Raw genomic sequence first — 19985 nt, 5'->3', positions numbered from 1 at the left:
CCAAATCGAGTTTATTAGGGTTTAGCTACTATCATCCCTCTTTTTATGACTTTAGCTGATTTAGTAATAAGTGCATAACTTGCTGTATCAAAAGCTTTAAATACCACCAATTCACCAACTTTCATGGCGGGTTGACTAATTTCATCACCCATATTAAAAGCACTGCGGATCATGTCTGATTCACCTTCATACTTAGGTTGCTTGCCGTCAATTATTCTTGGCCCCTGGCTATAAATACCCATAATGGTTCCTGCTGAAACTTGGTCAGAGCCAATATCCAACACCACCACATTATATTTACCCAACAAGTTATGTTGCTCTAAGTCATCAATAATGAACCCCGTCTGATCTTCAGCGGCCACAAGCAAAACCTCATCCGGTTCGTTTTTAACTGCCGGAATAATTTTGTCACCACGCTTAACCTCAAGTTTAGCTTCCAATATTTTAATCAGAGCTTGATTATCTAAATCAGCATCGACTAGTTTAGCTTTCGCCAAATGACGTACCTGTAAACCTATAAAATTGCCTTCCATGTCGAATAACTCATTTTGTTTTCTTACAATGCTTAAGTTTTCTTTACTTCGACGGGCAGCCTTTCCAAGCACTAGGCTATCGGTGGCATAACGCACAGCACCTTCGTGATCACCTAAAATATAGGGATAACGATCATAAGCCTGTTGCGACATAATCATCTCGTTTTCAATATAAGGTTTGATAATTGACCATGGCAACGCAGGTATAGCATTGGGTTCTTTGAGGGCTTTAACCCCTTCTGGAGAAAGTTTTATTTCGGGCTTAGGTGACTCCCTCACAACATCAAGTACTGTTTCACCTTTTTCGTTCTTAACCAAACGCAACTCATCACCGGGATAAATAAGATGGGGATTAGTGATATGTATATTGGTACGCCACAGCTCTGGCCATTGCCAAGGCTTGTCCAAATACATGTTGGATATATCCCACAAGGTATCGCCTTTTTCTACTACATAAACTTCAGGAGCGGTGTCTTTCACTAAAATACTGTCTGCGAAACTATATACTGGCATCAGCACCAACAGTATTAGTGACCTAATTAATTTATTGCTCGTCATTCTTATATACACCTTGATGCAGTGACTATTATGTTTTGGATCGATTTACGCTAGAATAGCGCAGCTTGAAACGTATTAAATAGTCAATTCTATTTGATCGTATAGTAAATAATACACACACCGATACTAACTCTCTCACTGTAGCGTAAAGTTACTATTGGTTATATTAATTCCTGAGTCCGAAACTCATTATAGTAGAATAATACAATGGCAATATTAGATGTATTGCGCTTTCCCGATGAGAGATTGCGCACAGTAGCAAAAAAAATTGAAAATGTTGATAAATCCATTACTGGATTGATCAGTGATATGTTCGACACCATGCGTGAAGAAAACGGTATTGGCTTAGCAGCAACACAGGTCAATGTGCATAAGCGCTTGGTGGTAATGGATGTGTCTGAAAATCAAGATAATCCTATGGTTTTCATCAACCCTGAAATCAGCCATAAAGAAGGTAAAACCATCAGTGAAGAGGGTTGTTTATCAGTACCTAATAATTATGCGCAGGTTGAAAGAGCAGAGAAAATTACTGTTTCTGCGCTAGATAAAGCTGGCGAACCTTTCACTTTAGAAGCAGATGGTTTATTGGCTATTTGTATTCAACATGAATTGGATCATTTGAAAGGCAAATTATTTGTGGATTATTTATCTCCACTTAAGCGCCAGAGAATTAAAACCAAGTTAGAAAAAGAAGCCCGACTGGCTGCAAGGGACTAAAACACAATTGAATAAGCCTTTAAAAATAGTATTTGCTGGAACACCTGAGTTTGCAGCATTACATTTGCAAGCCTTGATTGACTCCGAACATCAAGTCATTGCAGTTTATAGTCAACCAGACCGCCCAGCTGGTCGAGGTAAAAAATTACAAGCCAGTGCTGTAAAACTACTGGCAGTTGAGCATGATATTCCAGTTTTTCAACCGCAATCTTTGAAAACAGCAGAGTCACAACTGGCCTTAGCTAAATTAGATGCCGATATTATGGTAGTGGTTGCTTATGGTTTGATCCTACCAACAGCCATATTAAACACCCCCAAATTAGGTTGTCTTAATGTACATGGTTCTTTATTGCCTAAATGGCGAGGTGCTGCACCTATCCAAAGATCATTATGGGCAGGTGACAAAGAGACCGGCGTCACTATTATGCAGATGGATGAAGGTTTAGATACAGGTGCGATGTTACTTAAGCAGTCTCTGGTCATTACCCAAGAAGATACCAGCGCTACCTTGTATCAAAAACTGGCTGAAATAGGCCCTAAAGCACTACTTGAAACTTTGGCCACTTTAGTTGAAATACAACCTCAAATCCAAGATGATAAACTCGCCAGTTACGCTAAAAAACTGTCAAAAGAAGAGGCTAAAATTGATTGGAACTTAACAGCCGAACAACTAGAAAGAAATATCCGTGCTTTTAATCCTTGGCCAGTAGCATTCTTCCCCCTTAACGACTCCAATATAAAAGTGTATTCATCTGTAGTGGTTAAAAGTGAAAATCCTAATATTCCTGCCGGGGTGATTGTTAAGTCAGATAAGCAAGGCATTTTAGTGGCAACAGGCAACAACTGTTTACTGATAACTAAGCTACAACTTCCAGGCAAAAAACCCATGTTAGCCGCCGATGTGTTAAATGGCAGAGCTGATTGGTTTGTTATAGGTAACTCGCTAATATGAACTATTTTTCATGAAGGCTAAGTATTTTAATTTACGTGCAGATGCCGCTAAGGTACTTCATCAAATACTAGAAGAAGGTCAATCCGCAAGGGAATGTTTGCCTGCGGCCCAATTACCCCATAAAGAACAAGATAAAGCATGGCTACAAGAGATGGTCTACGGTGTTTTGCGTAATTTACCTATTTTGCAGTTTTGGCTCAGGCAATTACTCGATAAACCATTAAAAAACCGCTTTAAAATTGTAGAGCAATTGATCATGTTGGGGTTTTATCAATTAGCTTTTAGCCGGGTCAGTCAACATGCTGCAGTATCTGAAACTGTCGCCGCTTGTCAGCCACTCAATACCCTAGCCATGAAAGGTTTAGTTAATGCCATCTTGCGTACCTTTATAAGAGAGGAAATGTCTCTGCAAGAAGCGCCCAATAAACAAATAGCATCAGGATTGCCAAAATGGCTATACAAAAAACTTGAGGCCGAATATCAAGATGGTTTTATTGATTTAATCACCAATATGCAGCTTAAGGCGCCAATTTGGCTTAGAGTTAATACACAAAAAATATCTCATGGTGATTTTGTTGAAGCCCTAGAAAGTGCCAGTATCGAGTTTACACTTACAGCTGATCACTCTGAAGCCATAATATTATCAAAAGGTTATGACGTAACTAATTTACCTGGTTTTGATAAGGGCTGGTTTGCAGTGCAAGATGGAGCAGCGCAACTTGCAGCTCATTACCTTGCACCGGCAGCAGGTGAATCTATCTTGGATTGCTGCGCCGCACCCGGTGGTAAAACATGTCACCTCATTGAATACCAACCAAAAATCACAAAGGTAGTAGCTTTAGAAATAAGTGAAAAACGAGCATCAAGAATAGAAGAAAACTTAGTCAGGTTGGGACATAACGCAGAAATTGTCATTGGTGATGCGAGTACGCCTGAAAAATGGTGGGATGGACAACTGTTCGACCGTGTATTGCTTGATGCGCCCTGCTCTGCTACTGGTATTATTCGCCGGCACCCTGATATAAAGTGGCTTAGAAAAGCCAAAGATATTGATGTGTTGGTCAATCTACAAAAGCAAATACTAGATGCCATATGGCCGCTTGTTAAGCCAGGGGGAACTCTGCTTTATGCAACTTGTTCTATTTTGCCCGAAGAAAATCATTTACAAATAAGTGATTTTTTATCTCGCACCACTAACGCATTGTTAGATAATACTTTTTATAATGATAATGACGATAAACCAGGCAAACAGATTTTGCCGGGGGATCAACAAATGGATGGTTTCTATTATGCCAGACTGCTAAAGTCTTAAAGCGTTTAGAAGAAACCCTTCGGGTCGATATCCAAATAAATGACTTCAGTTTCGGCTGATATATACAAGACCAACAGGCCCTAATAATAAGGTTTAAATACCACTAATGAAGATAATTATCCTTGGCGCGGGTCAAGTGGGTGCCACTTTAGCTGAAAACTTGGTCGGTGAAAAAAACGAAATCACCGTTATCGATTCAGATCCAAATACCCTAAGACATCTGCAAGACAGGTTAGATCTACAGGTTGTTGCTGGAATGGGCTCCCATCCAGATGTACTTAAAAAGGCAGGGGCAGAAGATGCCGACATGCTAATTGCTGTTACCAACAGCGATGAAAGCAATATGATGGCCTGTCAGGTTGCCTATAGCTTATTCAAAACACCGACTAAAATTGCCCGTGTGCGCTCCGAACAATACATCATTTACCAAGAGCAATTATTTAAGCATCAAGATGTACCAGTCGATCACCTTATTGCCCCAGAGCAATTGGTCACAAAGGCCATAAAACGCCTGATTGATTATCCTGGTGCATTACAAGTAGTTGAATTTGCTGATGGCAAGGCCAGCCTAGTCGCAGTTAAAGCTTATTATGGCGGTTTATTGGTAGGTCATGCCCTTTCAGCCATAAAAGAACATATTCCCAACGTTGAGACACGAGTGGCGGCTATTTATAGGCGAGGCAAGCCTATTCGTCCCCTTGGCACAACCATTATTGAAGCTGATGACGAAGTATTTTTTATTGCGGCCACCAAACACATTCGAGCAGTCATGAGTGAGTTGCAGAAGTTAGAGTCAAGTTACAAACGGATCATGATTGCAGGTGGAGGGTTAATAGGAGCCGGTCTCGCCAAGATGCTAGAGCACAATCACAATGTAAAATTAATTGAGTTCGATCCAGAAAGAGCTAAATATCTGTCTGCACATCTAGATAAAACCATAGTTTTTGCCGGTGACGCATCAGATCATCAATTATTAACTGAAGAAAATGTCGAACAAGTTGACGCTTTTATCGCCGTCACCAACGATGACGAAGCCAACATTATGTCAGCCATGTTAGCTAAACGCCTTGGAGCTTCAAAGGCCATGGTACTTATCCAAAGAGGTGCTTATGTGGATTTAGTCCAAGGCGGCGAAATTGATATTGCCTTCTCTCCGCAACAGGCTACTATTTCTGCACTTCTCACCCACATAAGACGAGGCGACATAGTAAACGTTTACTCACTTAGAAGAGGCGCAGCAGAAGCTATTGAAGCGATCGCCCATGGAGATCGAAACACTTCTAAGGTTGTTGGGCGAGAAATCCGCGAAATAAAACTTCCTCCAGGCACCACTATTGGTGCAATAGTGCGCAGCGACGAAGTTATCATTGCTCATGGCGATACAAAAATTGAGGCCAACGACCACGTTATTCTGTTCTTAGTTGATAAGAAGTTTATTGGTCACGTAGAGAAATTATTCCAGCCAAGCGCCTTCTTTTTTGGATAATTATGATAGGGCATTAAATTAAACTGATAGGTAAGTAGGGAGAGGAATTCAATTTGAGTAAAGTAGATATAAAAAAAGCTTGGGTTAAGGAGAGTAAGTTTGGTGATTGGTTTCTAAACACTGATACATGGTTAGTACATGTTTTAAGGAGGGCGCTGGATGATCTGCAGAGCTTGATCCCAGAGGATAAACCCAATAAATATCACACTATATTAGATATTGGTTCTGGCTTTGGTCATTCTCTTGTTGAATTAGATGAGCGTTTTTCTCCCGATACTATTATTGCGTTAGATGTGGACTCTGATGTTGTCAACAAAGCAGACAGTAACGGCAAAAAATGTCAGGCTAAAATAGAGTTTTTAATTAACAATGCAGCAGAAATTGAGTTGCCCGACAATTCTGTTGATATGATCTTCTGTCATCAAACTTTTCATCACATAGTGGATCAAGATTCTGCCATTAAAGAATTTTATCGTGTTTTGAAACCTGATGGTTGTCTGTTGTTTGCAGAGTCATGTCGCCGTTATATTCATTCTATGGTTATCCGAGTTTTATTTCGTCATCCCATGCATGTACAAAAAACCGACATGGAATATTTACAGCTTTTAAAACAGACTGGATTTATTGTGGCAGAAAAACAAATATCCCGGCCGTTTTTATGGTGGTCTCGCGAAGACCTTGGTATTTGGGAAACTCTCACTGGTAAAGTTGAAGATCCGGACTCCAGGGAAGAAACTTTAATTAATGCTGTGCTATATAAATCAACTTAGTGATGGTTATTCATTAAGGTTAGTATTCTAAAGGCCAGGTCATCAAGGTATTTTTCTGATAGCCAGAACTAAGGTTATTTGTTGCTTTATAGTAGATTGGCAGCTGTTTCTTTTTTAATGCCTTAATATAAAACATCGTAGGCCATGCGTGTGGCGCGTAGTCTATGTTATTTTTTACTCTTGTTTGAGTCACATCAAAGGTATAAGCATTCCTAAGTGCTTGATTGCTCCCAGGCACAGTGTCTTGGGTATCAATATAGGCATCGCTAAAATCAGCACAGCTACCAAAATATTTAATACCATAATCCCAAAAAACTCCCGAATAAACAGATACGGGATCTAAATAGGTAGTTTGAACACTTATCGAAGCTTTGTTTTCTTTTAATGCTTCACAAACACCTAAGATAACGAATGAACCACAACTATGGCCCACCAAGTGAACCCCTTTAATCTTAGGTAACTGCGCTATTTTTTCACCTAACTTAAAGCCTATATTTTTGCCATCGACGGAACAATTAAAAACGTTATCCGAATAGGGCTGCCAACTAAAACTGATGTGTTGTTTTTTCAGATCGCTAAATGGTAAATGTTGCAGCTCAGAATATGTGCGTTGTAATTCATCACTCCAACTAGCAGTTGTGTCTTTAACACCATGTGCAGAGAGTGTTAAATACTCGACTTCTGGATCAAGAGCAATATTAATCACGTCTTGATAATCTTTGGGCCAATGCATAATCAATAAAAACCCTAGGGAGACCAATACAAAAGATACCCCAGGTAGCACAACACTCAGCCACCAAAGCCAACGCAAAATCCAATATTTTCGATAAAATTGCAGCACTTTATTCATTTGGGTCTCTAATACGTTCTAAGAACATGAGCATATTTAATATTGAAACTTTACTCGAAATTTCAAACCTAGGTAACACAACTTCGAACCTTAATTCGGTATTGTAGTTATCTTATAAACACTTACAGTGCCTTACTATTTAAAGTAATATAACTTTAAATAGTAAGGCACTGTCGTTTTAGATGAAATCAGAACAGAAGAATTAGCCCGTATGTCACAATGTGAAATGAGTCAATCGAGCTCAATAACAAGTCGAAAAATGAAATACCTTATTGAGACACAATGTCAGCATTCATAATAACGGATCTTGAATATCGTTATGCAGCAGCCTCTGTTCCTGCACTTCAAGGCATTAATATTAATCTAGCTAAGGGTCAATGCCTAGGTTTGATAGGTCCAAATGGCTCGGGTAAATCAACACTTTTATCCATATTATCAGGTTTGTTGACCCCGACTTCGGGTACAGTTTTTTTTAGTCAGAACGACAACTTAACACTGGCTAAATATGTGCAAAAAAACGTGGCCTTAGTACCCCAAGAATATGCCTTCTATCCGCAATTAAGTGTCACCCAAAATTTAGAATATTTTGTTAGCTTATGCGCCTTTAGTTACGCTGAAAGCCAAACAAGAGTAGAAACTGTTTCACATCAATGTCAATTACAAGAAGTCAGTAATCAAAAAGCCAAATTTCTTTCAGGGGGTTACAAGCGCAGGTTGAACTTAGCCATTGCTTTGTTAAAAGATCCACAAATACTCTATTTAGACGAACCAACTGTAGGGGTTGACCCTATATCAAGGGGATCCATCTTATCACTGCTTAGCGCCTTAAAAAATCAAGGGAAAACTATTGTCTACACCTCACATTTATTAACAGAAGTACAAGATATATGTGACCAAATAGTTATGTTAAAACTAGGCAAAGCGAGCTATTTGAGCTTAGACCAAGGACAAAAATGTTTAACCATAGAATTTGCCCATACCTTATCGGTAAGTTGGGTTGAGCAGTTCTCTGGTTTATCTATAAAAGTCGAATGTAAAGACAATCACCTTAAAGCTTATATTAAGTCGTCTGCAGAATTGTTCGCAATGATGGCATTGCTTAGCCAAAGCCAACTCGATATTCTCAATATGCATTATGATCAAACCTCATTGACCCAATATTACTTAAATCATATGGAAAATAATGATATTACAGAGTATTAAAAAGGAATTTATCTTAGTATTTAGTGACCTGCATAGTGTTGCAGTTTTGCTGCTTATGCCTGTCATTTTTATGTTGATAATGACCTTTGCCATGAGTGAACGTCAAGACGATATGATCCACAATCTTGCAGTCGAATTTAAGACTAACAATGAAGATGAACAGGCCTTGTTTGGCAGATATCTAGCTGGGTTTGGTTATCAATTAAACTCTGAAATGCCAGAGGCGAGCGCTAGCTTAGTCCTTGGCTCAAACTTAAAACAACAATTATTTTCAAGTCAGAATATACCTTTAATTCAAATTGAATTTGGCTCAGCTACTTCCCCAGCGATCCAAGCTTTGCTTAATCAACATGTTCAATTGGCCTTTGCGCGTTTAAAGTTACATTTGTATATGCTGGATACGGGTGAAATGGATGAGACTTTGCCACTAGACAAACAAATGGCACAAATTAACCAACAAACCGATACTTCCCAGTACATTAAGGTTGCAAAAGACAACTTGGAGCTTCCTGTTGTCACTTATAGCGTGCCTTCTTGGTTGGTATTTGGGGTATATTTTATTGTATTGCCCATCTCCCTTACGTTATTAAATGAAGTTCAAAATGGCACTTTGATTAGATTAAAAACCTTTCCAGTTAATTTACAACATTACTTTTTAGTGAAATTATTGGCATTTTACCTTTTCAGCATAGGACAATTTTTATTCTTGAGCTTAATCGGTTGGCGGCTCATTCCGCTATTGATTGACTTGCCGGCAGTCCCTTATAAGCAGTTATGGGAACTGCTGTGTACTGTCTTAGTTGTGAGTTTAGCCGCTGTCAGTTTTGCCTCTATTATTGCCGCATTGGTGCGAAGTTTTGAGCAAGCCATTGTACTCGGTGGTGGAGTGAATATTATCATGGCCGCTTTGAGTGGTTTTATGGTACCACTTGATATCATGCCTCAATCCCTACAACAAATTGCGCAGTTTTCACCCATGTACTGGTCGGCACAATTAGTTAAAGGCACTATGTATGGCCAATTTAATCATGAGCATTGGATGAGTATTATCTATCTGACTGTATTTGCGGCAATATCACTTACAATCTCGGCGTTATTATTTAGTCGCCGTATAAAGGATCTTTCATGGAATTAGAAGAACTAAAAACACAATTAAAGCAATTAATAGTGGTGGAGTGTGACAAAGAAGATGAGATGTCCTGGCAAGATATTGAGGACGATGAACCTTTATTTGGCAATCAATCTAAAGTGGGCTTAGATTCCCTCGATGCACTGCAACTAGCTTTAGTACTAAAAGAACATTTTGGTATAAAAGTAGAAGGTTCGAAGGAATCTCGTAAACACCTACAATCCATCAATAGTATTGTTGAGCATATTCAAACGGTAGGGCTTGCTAAGTAACATGGCAGTGTATATTCATTCCAGTGTCTGCCATAGCGCTTGTGGCAACAGTTATTTAGATCAGTCACTTAGATTTACTACTGAGCCCAATACCAAACTAGAATTTGCCACCAGCATCGATGAGGAACAACAAAATATTCGTTTCTTTGCTATGGATCAAGTGCCATTAGATAGCAGCGAAGCGCGGCTGTTTAATAGCTTAACTACAGTTGTGAAACAGCTCATTAAAAGTAGTGGCTTAAAGCCTGAAGAACTTGCCCAGACAGCGCTGTTATTAGGCTCTACTTCTTTAGATATAGGGACCTTACGTCCTTCGGAAGATAAAGCGCTAGGATTACCAAAAATAGACCGACTTAGTCAATATTTGCAGCAAAAATTTAAACTACACCCATTTCATCTGGTGATTAATACGGCCTGTACTGCCAGCCTTAATGCAGTGTTATACGGGAAAAAACTCCTAGAACAGACAAATATCCAGCAGGTCATTGTAATAGGTTGTGAATTTTATAATCAGTTAACCACTAAAGGCTTCCATTCTTTAGATTTACTTAGTTCAGAGCAATTATTGGCCTTCCATGAAAATCGCCAGGGGCTGATTTTGGGAGAAGGTATAGGTGCCCTATTACTCACCAAAACCCAACCTCAACAAAAAAATTATTATCGTTTAATGGAAGGTGATTCGGCTTGTGACACCTCAAGCCTAACCATGACCGCCGAAGATGGCAGCCATATAAACACCGTGATGAGCCAAGCCATTAAAAAATCTGGATTAAACGCCAACAACATAGACTTAGTTAAAGTACATGGTACCGCCACATACAACAACGACATTGCCGAGTACAATGCACTCATCAGCTATTTCAACAGCCCTCCTCCTATCATGGCTTTAAAGCCTTTTATAGGACATACACTTGGAGCATGCGGAGTAATAGAGTTGGCATTATTGGATTATTTACTGGCCAAACCAACAATCCCTGTGGCTGACTACATTTCTGAACAAGCTCAAAGTATCATGTTACCTTTTGCTTCAGCCGATCATGCTATGAGTAGCTTTGCACACGTATTAGTTAATCATTGTGGATTTGGGGGCAACAATGCGGCTCTCGTACTGGAGACAGTGCAATCATGAAAATGACTTTATTCAACTATGCTTATTTTAGTCATAGTCGTGCCCTCGACAATAAAAGTTTACGCCAGCAAGTTAAACAAAAATATGCCCTTGGGGTGCGACGTTTAGATAACTTTACCTTATGTGCGTTAGCAGCTGTGGCCGAGCTTGGCACTGAGATCCAGGCTTATAAAAAACTATCCTTGATAAGTTGCGCTCAGTATTTTTCCATCGAGCTCATTCAGCAAATGTTACTGGACTTAAAACAAAATCGAGCCATTCGCCCACTAGACTTTGTGGCCACAGTAGGTAATGCCGCAAATTTTTATATTGCTAAAGAGTTTTCCATAGATGGTAGTAATTTATTTATAGGGGCCGATGAAGATGCTTTAACTAAAAGTTTATTGCTCAGTTCTCTGGAGCTTAACGCAGATAAAGAGGCGGCAGTGATATTGCTTATTTGGCAAGAAACCGAACAAGAACGTTTTTGTCATGCCCTATTGCTCGGTGATACTCAAGAACAGCATAACAAGTATGCCTATCAGCCAAACCTTAAGTATATAGATGAACTTTCAACTATGGATTTACCAGTAGTGCTTGAGGTTAATTTATGACGAACCTGAGCTCGGGTTAACTACACCCATTTAAGACTTTCATTTACGTTTTTTATGCTGCTTCAGTTTAACCATTTGAACATTGGCCGTTTCTTGTAACAAAAAACAGCTATCTTGAGGTGTCGGTTCTCCCCTAAACAACGAAGGATTATTGCTAAACCCTACTGGTTCTAGTGGTATACCAATAGAAGAACGCTCCAGTAGTTGATTATTATTTAAATCCAAATATAAGCGAATACAGATTAAACCTATGGGTAAATCCTCAATTATCAATTGAACTGTAGCTTGTTGGGCATGCTCTGGGCCGATATCTTGTAGCAATTTACGCACAGACTCTAAGTCATCCCATTGTACTTCATCAGTCAACAAACCTTTGACTTTGGAGATAGCGATATTGAGTTGCCCTGATTTATTCTCATGACCTTGGATTTGCAACGTCAAGGTCGCTGAAAATACAATGGGTACAACCAAAAGTGGGTATAAAAATCCCACTAACAAACCTACTATATTCAATTTATTCATCTACACGCTTTGTCTCAGGGTTCACAAGTAACAGTTAACAGGTATACTAAAGACTAACTTGTTGAAGGACAAACTGGCCATCTATTTATGCGTAAAGTACTAGCAATTAATTACTCTCAAACTGGTCAACTCTCCCGAATATTACAATCTATCAGCCAACCTATTATCCAAAGTGAACAGATAGAATTCGAAGTTATTAGCGTTGAACCAACTAAACCTTTTCCCTTTCCTTGGCCATTCTTACAGTTTTTTAGGGTCTTTCCTGAAACTGTTGCTATGCAAGCTGTGGATTTAAAGCCTATCAATCCTAAACATGAACAATATGACCTGATCATTTTGTCTTATCAGGTTTGGTTTTTGTCACCTTCTTTGCCAATCGCATCATTTTTACAAAGTCCGCAAGCTAAATCACTATTTGCCGACACCCCAGTTGTCACTGTAATAGGTTGTCGGGGTATGTGGCTGATGGCTCAGGAGAAAGTCAAAGCTCAGCTACAGCAACTACGAGCAAAATTGCTTGATAATGTGGTATTGAGCGACGATTGCGGTGCATTTTTTAGCTTTTTAGCGACGCCATTGTGGATGTTAACTGGCAACAAAAAACCCCTATCCTGGGTACCGGCAGCTGGTATAGCAGACCAAGATATCGTAGAAGCAGAACGTTTTGGTATTGCCATTAAAAATCGACTAGAGCATGATGCAACCCCGTTAGAGCAAAGCATGTTAAAGGGTTTGTCAGCAGTCACAATTAACGAGAAATTAATTGCCAGTGAGAGGATGGCCAATCATAGCTTTGGTATCTGGTCTAAAATACTTCGCAAAATTGGCCCTCAACAAAGTACACGTAGAGCATTTGGATTGATAATTTATGTGATTTTTTTGTTGACCCTGATACTGACAGTAGTACCTATCAGCGCACTCATTAAAAAACTCATCTCACCACTGACAAGAGATAAAATAATTGCACAAAAAAAATATTATGCAGAGCCCTCAGGAGAATAATTAATCAATGACAAAACACGTTTACATCAACAATTTGTCCGTTGCTCTGCCCAATGCTGTAGTCAACAATAATGAAATGGAAGATATCTTGGGTAAAGTGGGAGGCGTAAAGTCACGTGCCCGCGCAGTCATACTCAGAAGCAATGGCATCAAACAACGTTATTATGCTATCGACCCGGTAACGGGTGAACAAAATTACACCAATGCAGCCTTAGCCGCTGAGGCTGTACGCGCTTTGTTTGTTAAAGACAGTGATATGCAAAACATTGATACGTTAGTGGCCTCTTCATCTATTCCCGATCAGCTTATGCCCAACCATGCATCCATGGTGCATGGCGAACTCAATAATCCACCTTGCGAAATTGTTTCAACATCAGGTGTATGTTTATGCGGCGTAACGGCTCTTAAATATGCTTACCTTAATATCAAGGCCGGTGAAAGTACCAAAAGTGTGGTGGTGGCCAGCGAGTTAGCGTCAGCTGTGATGCATGCCCGTAATTTTGAGGCAGAACGCCAACATAAAGTTGATTCCTTGGCACAACACCCTGAAATGGCCTTTGAAAAAGATTTTTTACGATGGATGTTGTCTGACGGTGCAGGCGCAGCGCTTCTGACTGATCAACCAAACCCTAGCGGTATCTCTTTACGTTTGGACTGGATTGATTCGTTTTCTTTCGCCAATGAATTAGAAGCCTGTATGTATGCAGGTGCCGAAAAAGTGGATGGCAAGCTTAAAAGCTGGACAAGCTACACTAACGAAGAAAGAGGACAACAAGCGATACTGTCAGTTAAACAAGATGTGCGCTTGTTAAACGACAATGTAGTGCGTATTACGGTAGAAGAAACCCTCAAACGTATTATTGCCAAACGCCAGCTAAATACCGACGACTTTGATTATTTTATACCCCATTATTCATCGAACTACTTTCGTGAAAAAGTCTATCAATCTTTAGTGAATATCGACTTTGAACTGCCCTATGGCAAATGGTTTACCAATTTAAGTGAAAAAGGTAATACTGGCTCAGCATCAATTTTTATCATGCTTGAAGAGCTATTTAAATCACAGCAACTAAAAGCTGGGCAGCGAATGTTATGTTACATACCTGAAAGCGGAAGGTTTTCCAGTGCATTTATGCAACTGACAGTGGTTTAAGTGAATGAAAGCCAAACAGGTTCCTCAAGATAACAGCCCCAGTTATAGTGGCCATAAAAAATTAGTCTACGCTGTCAATGATAGTGGTCACTATACTGGCATACAATCCAGCGGTTGGGAGGTAGAAAACTTTGCGACTCAGATGGCTGTGGATGACCTCAATGAACAAACCTTAACCGCGATTAAAGACTATCACGATGGCAAAGCCTCTTCCTTAGCCTACCATATGTGTAAACATCGTTTCGATATTAGCGCTCTAGCCCAGTGCACCGGCTTCTTTCAATGGCAAATACGTCGCCATCTGTTGCCTCATATATTTAGCCGTTTAAGTCAACGAAAACTCAAAAATTATAGTGCTGCGTTTTCTATCACCATTGCACAACTAACCAGAGTTCCAGAACATCCATGAGCGAAATAGTCAATCACCTGATCCACCAGCAATCTTCTCACTGTGAAACAGGTGTAGTTGCCAACATGTTAAGCAGTAAAGGTTTTGCCATGAGCGAGCCTATGGCTTTTGGCTTAGCATCGGCTTTAACCTTTGCCTATTTGCCATTCGTTAAAATAGGTGGCCTGCCCCTCATTGCCTATCGTATGCCTCCTAAAACTATCATCAAAACTGTGGCAAAAAAACTCAACATAGAACTCATTACTCGTAAGTTTTCTAATCCACAAAAAGGAATGCAAGCCTTAGATCAAGCTTTGGAAGAAGGGCATATTGTTGGTCTGCAAACCTCGGTGTACTGGTTACCCTATTTTCCCGAAGATATGCGTTTTCATTTTAACGCCCACAACCTCACCGTTTATGGCAAAAATGCACAGGGGGATTATCTCATTAGTGATCCTGTATTCGAAGAAGTGGTCACTTGCTCTCCCGAGAGTCTTCAACGTGCACGATTTGCTAAAGGTGCTTTAGCCCCTAAAGGATTGATGTATATTCTCGGAAAGGTTCCCGAAAAAATAGATTTGGCACCACAAATTTATAAAAGTCTCAAAAAAACCGCTAAAATGATGAATGGCTTACCTGTACCAGGGGTACCCTTTTTTGGTGTTAAAGGCATTCGTTATTTAGCCAAAAAAATATCTGAATTGGAAAACAAACCGAGTAAATATGCACGTTTGTACTTAGGGCATATAGTGCGAATGCAGGAAGAAATTGGTACGGGCGGAGCTGGATTTCGTTTTATATTTGCCAGTTTTTTAGACGAAGCATCTAAGTTAACTGGTGATTCAGAGTTATTTGAATTATCACAATTTACCACTGAAATCGGCGACCAATGGCGTGCTTTTGCAGTTCAAGCAGTATTATTTTGTAAAGATAGGAAATCAATTTCACTGCAAGATATAAGTGCAGTTTTGATAAAATGTGCTGAAATGGAAAAACAACTCCAGAGTAGATTGTTATCCTTAAGTGCATTTAAATGATGGCACCTAGCCCTTTCCACTTTTAGTTTACCGGAGTAGGCAAGGTGTCAGCGTCTTAATTAAACTTTAAAAGGATTAAAAAATGAAGTTACCAATCAAAGCAATATCGTTACGGACTATTATGTTAGCTATTGGCACTATGGCTATTGGCAACTCTTTAGTCGTCAACGCCGAAGAAAAAAGCGGATTCAAAGAGGATGCAACTATGGTTGCCCTAGTTAATCTACATCCTGACAAAAAACGTAAAGTACTCTACGCCCTAAATTACCAGTTACCTAGCATGATACCCATGTGTGCCACAGTAAAAATTGAAGATATAAGTAAAAAGGAAATTGAGTTTGTTTATGAAGGTATGACTTACCGTTATTTGTGGGATAAACATACAAAAAATGCGGGACAATCCTTAGAACAAAACTTTAAACAATACTTCGGCAGCAACTGTAATAAAGCTAAAGTGGCCAGCTTGAGTCCGACAGATCAGAACGGCATTAAATCTGGGCAGCCTAAAGTTGGTATGACTAAAGAAGGTATATTATTTACTATGGGTAGACCACCTATCCATGCGACCGCTTCACTGGACGGTAACACTTGGATGTACTGGTCGAACAAATGGGCCCGTAAGGCTATCGATTTTAATGAAAAAGGTGTTGTGACTCAAATTCGCTAATTCGATGAAAACAGACACTGTGAAGTGTCTGTTTGTTTAGTCGCTGACTTAGCACTTTTAAACCAGCCAATATCATCTTAACCAGTCAATGTCATTTAAGAGTGTTAGGACCATCGCTTAAAAATTAGCGAGGTATTAATGCCACCAAATGCAAAGTTATTCGACATAACATACTCAGTGTCAATATTCATACCATCCCCTGTAATGTAGTCCAACTCACCACACAGGGGATCAATATTGTTTAATTGAAGCGTGGGTGCGAACCATTGACGGTCCATCATTTCAATACTAGCCCATGCCTCCAGCGCACCACAGGCCCCTAAGGTATGACCAAGATAGCTCTTAAGTGAGCTGATGGGTTTATTTTTCCCCATAACTAACTCAGTGGCCGTTGTCTCAGCAATATCGCCTTTGTCTGTTGCTGTACCATGGGCGCTTACAAAACCAATCTCAGAGGCGGGAAGTTTGGCATCTTGTAGCGCCAATTCCATTGCCGTAGCCATAGTCTGAGATTGTGGTTGGGTAACATGTACGCCATCTGAGTTGGTGGCAAAACCCACTATTTCCGCCAAAATGGGGGCACCTCTGGCAACAGCATGTTCATAGTCTTCTAATATAAAAGTGGCAGCGCCCTCGCCTATCACTAAGCCATCACGATCACGATCGAAAGGACGTGGCGTCAAATGAGGTTGATTATTTAGGGTGCTGGTAGCAAACAAGGTGTCAAAAACAGCCACCGCAGAAATACATAACTCCTCGGCACCACCGGCAATCATGACTTTTTGTTTACCATACTTTATAGCTTCATAAGCATAACCTATGCCTTGAGAACTAGAGGTACAAGCAGAACTAGTAGTATGAATTCGCCCCTTTACCCCAAAAAACACCCCTATATTCACAGCGGTAGTATGATTCATCATTTGAATATAACTGGTTGCTGTAATGCCAGACATATCGTTGTTTTTTAATAAGTCTCCAAAAGCAACTATTGGTGGGGTAGAACCGATAGAAGATCCATAGGAAATTCCCGTATCACCATTGGTCAAGGTCTCACTATTAAGTAGTTGGCTCTGTTCTAAGGCAAACTCTGTGGCTCTAGTCGCCATCACAGACACGCGTCCCATAGAACGGGTCATTTTACGGGTATAATGACTGGGTTTCACAAAGTCGGTTACTGGCGCCGCTAAATTGCAATGCAACCCTTTGACATCCTGCCACTTTGGCATATGGACTACAGCGTTTTTATTGCTACGTAGATGGCTCTCAAATTCAGTCCAATTGTCGCCAAAGGCTGAAATCACCCCCATACCTGTTACTACCACTCGTTTCATTAGGCCATCCCACCATTGACTGAAATAACTTGTCTAGTGATATAGGAAGCGTCATCAGACATTAAAAACGCGACTGTTGCGGCAACTTCATCCACTTGCCCGACGCGTTTAAGGGGGATCATTTTAATAATTTCATCCATAGGAAGATCATCTGTCATCCCTGTATCAATTAACCCTGGCGCCACACAATTGACTGTAATTTTACGCTTGGCTAATTCTAAGGATAACGCCTTAGTAGCAGCAATAACTCCACCTTTAGAGGCACTATAATTGACTTGACCACGATTACCAATTACTCCAGAAACCGAAGCCATAGTGACAATTCGACCACCTTTGCGTTTACTCACCATAGGCATAACCAAAGGATGTAACACATTATAGATACCGTCTAAATTAGTGTGGATAACACTATCCCATTCTTCACCAGTCATGGCTGGAAACGCGGTATCACGTGTTACACCAGCATTACAAACAATACCGTAATACGACCCATGTTCTGCAAGGTCTGCATCAAATATTTCTTTGCATTGTGATCTATTAGCTACATCACATTGCAGAAAATAAGCATTTACGCCCAGATCTTTAATGGCGGCAACAGTGTGTTCGGCCCCTGCGGCATCATTACGACAATGCACGGTAATATCAAAGCCTTCTCGTGCCAATCGCAAGGCAATGGCTTTACCTATACCTTTACTTGAACCTGTGACTAATACTCTTCTATTCATTTTTCTGTTTGCTCCTGCAAATATAACTCTGGCTCATCTGGCTCAAAAACATTGATTTTTGCTTCAACCACTATCTGTTGATCTTGTTTTATATTGCAATCAAACACACTCAGGCCATTGGCTTCTTTAAATAACAACTCCACCTGAATGAGTAACTCAGTGCCTAAAGTGAACTCCCTAACTTGGGTAATATAATTACGGGCACTCACTAAAAAACCTAAACTGACTTTATCGTCATTATCTAATTTTAAGGCATTGGCGTAGGCCGCTATTGTTTGCGCCATGTACTCAATACCAACATATGAGGGCACACTTTTGCGCAGCGGATTATAAAAATTACTGTTCTCAGCAATTTGCACCGTACATGCAGATGATGTTGCAGTGTAATCTACTAATTTATCCACTAATATCATCGGATGTGCGTGGGGCAGAACCAACTCTATTGGATAATCATTCATATTCACGTCCTACAATTAGACTTACATTATTGCCACCAAAAGCAAAAGAGTTACTCAAACAATAATGAATTTCACTTTTATTATCTGTGCAGTTTTTAACCCAATTAAGCAAAGGTAATTCTGGGTCAATCATATTGTCTGACACATGAGGTGCCAATTTTTGTTGCCGCAAAACCAAACAACAAAAGCCAATTTCTGTGGCCCCTGCTGCGCCTAATGTATGCCCAATGCTGCCTTTACTGGAGCTAACAAAAGGTTGATGAGGAAAAAGTTCAGCAACGGCTATTGCTTCCATTGAGTCATTTTTAGGAGTGGCGGTACCATGTAAGTTGATATAATCAATTTGTTGATGAGACAATTGCGCCTTATTTAGCGCTTGCTGCATAGCATCAATGGCCCCACGCCCTTCAGGATGAGGGGCTGACATATGGTGAGCATCACTGGATTCGCCACCAGCTAATAAACATAAATCGGATTTGTCAGCACTGATTACAGCTAAAGCGGCGCCTTCGCCAATATTAATACCGTCCCGATTGACACTTGATGGTTTACATATGCCCGATGACGTTGACTCTAGGGCGCTAAAACCATTCACTGTCATAGCACATAAAGAATCAACACCTCCCACTATAGCGGCATCAATAACACCTGTGCGAATTAACTCGCTGGCGGTAATAAAGGTTTTGGCACTAGAAGAACAGGCGGTAGAAATGGTCATACTCACACCTGACAAGCCAGCAACTAGACTGATAAACTCAGCCACGTTAGACATTTCTTGTACCCGATAATCATATTCTTCAGGAAATTGTCCCGATTGTTGTTTCGCCGCCATTGCCCATTCACCTTGGGCGATCCCAGAAGTACTGGTACCTAAAATAACTCCAAGTCTGTGCTCTGAATATTTTTGTTTAAATGACTCTACAGTGGCAGCTATTTGTTGATAAGCCTGCAATGCCAATTGATTATTACGGCTCTGAAAATGCAGCGGATAAGCGTCTAACTCAGGTAACTGACTTGCCACCTGAGCCACAAATACAGTGGCTTCTGGCAAAATATCATCACGCTTCACAAATCCCTGTTGTGACTCGGTAAATAAATTAAGGCTGATATCTTTAAGGTTATCTCCTAAGGCGTTAATTAAACCAAAGTCATTAATATAAATTTTACCTACCGGAGCATTCTGGTGTTGCTTCATGAT

At 40.2% G+C, this 19985-nt stretch carries 22 protein-coding genes; 15 read left to right on the top strand and 7 right to left on the bottom strand.

Annotated features, from left to right (window positions below):
* Nucleotides 1–14: 14 nt before the first annotated feature.
* A complete protein-coding gene (locus GARC_RS00605) occupies nt 15–1046 on the bottom strand; it encodes a LysM peptidoglycan-binding domain-containing protein (protein ID WP_007615586.1) in 1032 nt (343 codons plus the stop codon).
* Nucleotides 1047–1298: 252 nt separating this feature from the next.
* On the opposite strand from GARC_RS00605, the gene def reads away from it, so the two are divergent.
* The 5 genes from def to GARC_RS00580 all read left to right on the top strand — a co-directional run bounded on the left by def (nt 1299) and on the right by GARC_RS00580 (nt 6328).
* Entirely contained in the window at nt 1299–1808 is a 510-nt protein-coding gene (gene def, locus GARC_RS00600) for a peptide deformylase (RefSeq protein WP_007615585.1), read from the top strand.
* A gap of 7 nt (nt 1809–1815) precedes the next feature.
* The gene (gene fmt / locus GARC_RS00595) at nt 1816–2760 is read left to right on the top strand and encodes a methionyl-tRNA formyltransferase (RefSeq protein ID WP_007615584.1); all 945 of its coding nucleotides are present in this window, start codon (nt 1816–1818) and stop codon (nt 2758–2760) included.
* A gap of 10 nt (nt 2761–2770) precedes the next feature.
* Complete coding sequence (gene rsmB / locus GARC_RS00590; protein ID WP_007615583.1) at nt 2771–4072, top strand: 16S rRNA (cytosine(967)-C(5))-methyltransferase RsmB; 1302 nt, start codon at nt 2771–2773, stop codon at nt 4070–4072.
* A gap of 106 nt (nt 4073–4178) precedes the next feature.
* Nucleotides 4179–5558 carry a Trk system potassium transporter TrkA gene (trkA, locus tag GARC_RS00585; protein ID WP_007615581.1) on the top strand — a complete coding sequence of 460 codons (1380 nt, stop codon included), beginning with the start codon at nt 4179–4181 and terminating at the stop codon, nt 5556–5558.
* 53 nt (nt 5559–5611) lie between these two features.
* Nucleotides 5612–6328, top strand: coding sequence for a class I SAM-dependent methyltransferase (locus GARC_RS00580; RefSeq protein ID WP_007615579.1), 717 nt, complete (start codon nt 5612–5614; stop codon nt 6326–6328).
* A gap of 19 nt (nt 6329–6347) precedes the next feature.
* Here GARC_RS00580 and GARC_RS00575 read toward each other — a convergent pair whose 3' ends face one another.
* Entirely contained in the window at nt 6348–7178 is an 831-nt protein-coding gene (locus GARC_RS00575) for a hypothetical protein (protein ID WP_007615578.1), read from the bottom strand.
* A 282-nt stretch (nt 7179–7460) separates the two neighbouring features.
* Between GARC_RS00575 and GARC_RS00570 the strand changes: the two genes are divergently transcribed.
* The 5 genes from GARC_RS00570 to GARC_RS00550 are packed head-to-tail and all read left to right on the top strand — an operon-like array spanning nt 7461 to nt 11504.
* Nucleotides 7461–8381, top strand: a complete 921-nt coding sequence (locus GARC_RS00570; protein WP_007615576.1) for an ABC transporter ATP-binding protein — start codon at nt 7461–7463, stop codon at nt 8379–8381.
* Nucleotides 8362–9516: an ABC transporter permease gene (locus GARC_RS00565; RefSeq protein ID WP_007615574.1), complete on the top strand. Its 1155-nt coding sequence runs from the start codon at nt 8362–8364 to the stop codon at nt 9514–9516. The genes GARC_RS00570 and GARC_RS00565 overlap by 20 nt, the downstream gene beginning before the upstream one ends.
* Nucleotides 9507–9782 carry a phosphopantetheine-binding protein gene (locus GARC_RS00560; protein WP_007615572.1) on the top strand — a complete coding sequence of 92 codons (276 nt, stop codon included), beginning with the start codon at nt 9507–9509 and terminating at the stop codon, nt 9780–9782. The genes GARC_RS00565 and GARC_RS00560 overlap by 10 nt, the downstream gene beginning before the upstream one ends.
* Before the next feature lies 1 nt (nt 9783).
* Nucleotides 9784–10911, top strand: a complete 1128-nt coding sequence (locus GARC_RS00555) for a beta-ketoacyl synthase N-terminal-like domain-containing protein (RefSeq protein ID WP_007615570.1) — start codon at nt 9784–9786, stop codon at nt 10909–10911.
* On the top strand, nt 10908–11504 hold the full coding sequence (locus GARC_RS00550) for a hypothetical protein (RefSeq protein ID WP_007615568.1): 597 nt from the start codon (nt 10908–10910) through the stop codon (nt 11502–11504). The genes GARC_RS00555 and GARC_RS00550 overlap by 4 nt, the downstream gene beginning before the upstream one ends.
* A 39-nt stretch (nt 11505–11543) precedes the next feature.
* Here GARC_RS00550 and GARC_RS25750 read toward each other — a convergent pair whose 3' ends face one another.
* Nucleotides 11544–12026 carry a DUF2141 domain-containing protein gene (locus GARC_RS25750; protein ID WP_007615566.1) on the bottom strand — a complete coding sequence of 161 codons (483 nt, stop codon included), beginning with the start codon at nt 12024–12026 and terminating at the stop codon, nt 11544–11546.
* A gap of 87 nt (nt 12027–12113) precedes the next feature.
* On the opposite strand from GARC_RS25750, the gene GARC_RS00540 reads away from it, so the two are divergent.
* The 5 genes from GARC_RS00540 to bamE all read left to right on the top strand — a co-directional run bounded on the left by GARC_RS00540 (nt 12114) and on the right by bamE (nt 16273).
* The gene (locus tag GARC_RS00540) at nt 12114–13028 is read left to right on the top strand and encodes a hypothetical protein (protein WP_007615564.1); all 915 of its coding nucleotides are present in this window, start codon (nt 12114–12116) and stop codon (nt 13026–13028) included.
* Nucleotides 13029–13035: 7 nt separating this feature from the next.
* The gene (locus GARC_RS00535; RefSeq protein ID WP_007615562.1) at nt 13036–14181 is read left to right on the top strand and encodes a beta-ketoacyl-ACP synthase III; all 1146 of its coding nucleotides are present in this window, start codon (nt 13036–13038) and stop codon (nt 14179–14181) included.
* 4 nt (nt 14182–14185) lie between these two features.
* Nucleotides 14186–14590, top strand: a complete 405-nt coding sequence (locus GARC_RS00530; protein ID WP_007615560.1) for a hypothetical protein — start codon at nt 14186–14188, stop codon at nt 14588–14590.
* Nucleotides 14587–15606 (top strand): BtrH N-terminal domain-containing protein, encoded by a 1020-nt coding sequence (locus tag GARC_RS00525; protein ID WP_007615559.1) that lies wholly within the window; start codon nt 14587–14589, stop codon nt 15604–15606. Before GARC_RS00530 ends, GARC_RS00525 begins: the two co-directional genes overlap by 4 nt.
* Nucleotides 15607–15688: 82 nt before the next feature.
* The gene (gene bamE / locus GARC_RS00520; protein ID WP_007615558.1) at nt 15689–16273 is read left to right on the top strand and encodes an outer membrane protein assembly factor BamE domain-containing protein; all 585 of its coding nucleotides are present in this window, start codon (nt 15689–15691) and stop codon (nt 16271–16273) included.
* A gap of 104 nt (nt 16274–16377) precedes the next feature.
* Here bamE and GARC_RS00515 read toward each other — a convergent pair whose 3' ends face one another.
* From GARC_RS00515 to GARC_RS00500, 4 genes are read right to left on the bottom strand one after another with little or no spacing between them, the layout of a single operon-like run.
* Nucleotides 16378–17604, bottom strand: coding sequence for a beta-ketoacyl-ACP synthase (locus GARC_RS00515; protein WP_007615557.1), 1227 nt, complete (start codon nt 17602–17604; stop codon nt 16378–16380).
* The gene (locus tag GARC_RS00510; RefSeq protein WP_007615556.1) at nt 17604–18329 is read right to left on the bottom strand and encodes a 3-ketoacyl-ACP reductase FabG2; all 726 of its coding nucleotides are present in this window, start codon (nt 18327–18329) and stop codon (nt 17604–17606) included. Before GARC_RS00510 ends, GARC_RS00515 begins: the two co-directional genes overlap by 1 nt.
* Nucleotides 18326–18787 carry an ApeP family dehydratase gene (locus tag GARC_RS00505; protein WP_007615555.1) on the bottom strand — a complete coding sequence of 154 codons (462 nt, stop codon included), beginning with the start codon at nt 18785–18787 and terminating at the stop codon, nt 18326–18328. The genes GARC_RS00510 and GARC_RS00505 overlap by 4 nt, the downstream gene beginning before the upstream one ends.
* Nucleotides 18780–19982 carry a beta-ketoacyl-[acyl-carrier-protein] synthase family protein gene (locus GARC_RS00500; protein WP_007615554.1) on the bottom strand — a complete coding sequence of 401 codons (1203 nt, stop codon included), beginning with the start codon at nt 19980–19982 and terminating at the stop codon, nt 18780–18782. The genes GARC_RS00505 and GARC_RS00500 overlap by 8 nt, the downstream gene beginning before the upstream one ends.
* Nucleotides 19983–19985: the final 3 nt, after the last annotated feature.

The sequence above is a fragment of the Paraglaciecola arctica BSs20135 genome, from assembly GCF_000314995.1.
GTDB classification, from domain to species: Bacteria; Pseudomonadota; Gammaproteobacteria; order Enterobacterales; family Alteromonadaceae; genus Paraglaciecola; species Paraglaciecola arctica.
This window is presented reverse-complemented; position numbering and strand designations above follow the sequence as displayed.

Coding starts and splice junctions, on each gene's coding strand:
- GARC_RS00605 (WP_007615586.1), bottom strand. CDS start 1,046: ATGCCAGTATATAGTTTCGCAGACAGTATTTTAGTGAAAGACACCGCT.
- def (WP_007615585.1), top strand. CDS start 1,299: ATGGCAATATTAGATGTATTGCGCTTTCCCGATGAGAGATTGCGCACA.
- rsmB (WP_007615583.1), top strand. CDS start 2,771: ATGAAGGCTAAGTATTTTAATTTACGTGCAGATGCCGCTAAGGTACTT.
- trkA (WP_007615581.1), top strand. CDS start 4,179: ATGAAGATAATTATCCTTGGCGCGGGTCAAGTGGGTGCCACTTTAGCT.
- GARC_RS00575 (WP_007615578.1), bottom strand. CDS start 7,178: ATGAATAAAGTGCTGCAATTTTATCGAAAATATTGGATTTTGCGTTGG.
- GARC_RS00570 (WP_007615576.1), top strand. CDS start 7,461: ATGTCAGCATTCATAATAACGGATCTTGAATATCGTTATGCAGCAGCC.
- GARC_RS00565 (WP_007615574.1), top strand. CDS start 8,362: ATGATATTACAGAGTATTAAAAAGGAATTTATCTTAGTATTTAGTGAC.
- GARC_RS00560 (WP_007615572.1), top strand. CDS start 9,507: ATGGAATTAGAAGAACTAAAAACACAATTAAAGCAATTAATAGTGGTG.
- GARC_RS00555 (WP_007615570.1), top strand. CDS start 9,784: ATGGCAGTGTATATTCATTCCAGTGTCTGCCATAGCGCTTGTGGCAAC.
- GARC_RS00550 (WP_007615568.1), top strand. CDS start 10,908: ATGAAAATGACTTTATTCAACTATGCTTATTTTAGTCATAGTCGTGCC.
- GARC_RS25750 (WP_007615566.1), bottom strand. CDS start 12,026: ATGAATAAATTGAATATAGTAGGTTTGTTAGTGGGATTTTTATACCCA.
- GARC_RS00540 (WP_007615564.1), top strand. CDS start 12,114: ATGCGTAAAGTACTAGCAATTAATTACTCTCAAACTGGTCAACTCTCC.
- GARC_RS00535 (WP_007615562.1), top strand. CDS start 13,036: ATGACAAAACACGTTTACATCAACAATTTGTCCGTTGCTCTGCCCAAT.
- GARC_RS00530 (WP_007615560.1), top strand. CDS start 14,186: ATGAAAGCCAAACAGGTTCCTCAAGATAACAGCCCCAGTTATAGTGGC.
- GARC_RS00525 (WP_007615559.1), top strand. CDS start 14,587: ATGAGCGAAATAGTCAATCACCTGATCCACCAGCAATCTTCTCACTGT.
- bamE (WP_007615558.1), top strand. CDS start 15,689: ATGAAGTTACCAATCAAAGCAATATCGTTACGGACTATTATGTTAGCT.
- GARC_RS00515 (WP_007615557.1), bottom strand. CDS start 17,604: ATGAAACGAGTGGTAGTAACAGGTATGGGGGTGATTTCAGCCTTTGGC.
- GARC_RS00510 (WP_007615556.1), bottom strand. CDS start 18,329: ATGAATAGAAGAGTATTAGTCACAGGTTCAAGTAAAGGTATAGGTAAA.
- GARC_RS00505 (WP_007615555.1), bottom strand. CDS start 18,787: ATGAATGATTATCCAATAGAGTTGGTTCTGCCCCACGCACATCCGATG.
- GARC_RS00500 (WP_007615554.1), bottom strand. CDS start 19,982: ATGAAGCAACACCAGAATGCTCCGGTAGGTAAAATTTATATTAATGAC.